The sequence below is a fragment of the Mesorhizobium sp. P3_A8 genome, from assembly GCF_056402995.1.
In genome coordinates this window covers 1-609 of sequence record NZ_JBFUGI010000051.1, presented here as the reverse complement: position 1 = coordinate 609, position 609 = coordinate 1, and the positions used below count along the sequence as shown (strand labels likewise).

Genomic DNA, 609 nt, shown 5'->3' with positions numbered 1-609 from the left:
GGGGGTGGCGCCAGCGTGGCAAGGGCGGCCTCGCGGATATCGGCCATTGAGCGGGGGCCGAGCAGGGTCACCGCCTGCATGAAGCCGGAGACCTGTTCGGGGGCGATGGCGAAGCCGTAGCGGCGCAGCAGGCGGCCGAAGCCGAGCAGGGGGGCTGCGGCGCGGGGCAAGCTTTCTTCCCGCATCATTCTGTGTCGCCCCGCTCTGTCCTGCCGGACATCTCCCCCTCAAGGGGGGAGATTGGCAGCTTCGAGGCTTCGCTCAGTTCTGCCTCGCTGGAGATTAGCGAAAGCCGAAATGACAGCAAATCTCCCCCCTTGAGGGGGAGATGTCCGGCAGGACAGAGGGGGGTGCTGTCCCGCCAGCGTTGCGGAATGAACGGGGAGAAGCGGTCGCTAAGATCCCGCATCACGCCAGCGCCTCCTCGACAATCCGGCCAAGCTCCGGCGCGATATAGGACAAATCCTCCTCATCCTTGATCAGCACACCGATGGCGCGGCGGAAGGCTTCGGGCCACGGGCTGCCGCCCTTTTCGAGGATGGTGGCGGCGTTGGCCCATTCGACTGCTTCGGCGATGCCGGGGGGCTTGGCCAGCGGCCTAGCGCGAAT

General features: G+C 66.7%; 2 pseudogenes. Both read right to left on the bottom strand.

Annotated features, from left to right (window positions below):
* Nucleotides 1–185, bottom strand: a pseudogene (locus AC1DX4_RS35105) (vWA domain-containing protein); the annotation flags it as partial.
* Nucleotides 186–408: 223 nt separating this feature from the next.
* Nucleotides 409–609, bottom strand: a pseudogene (locus AC1DX4_RS35100) (AAA family ATPase); the annotation flags it as partial.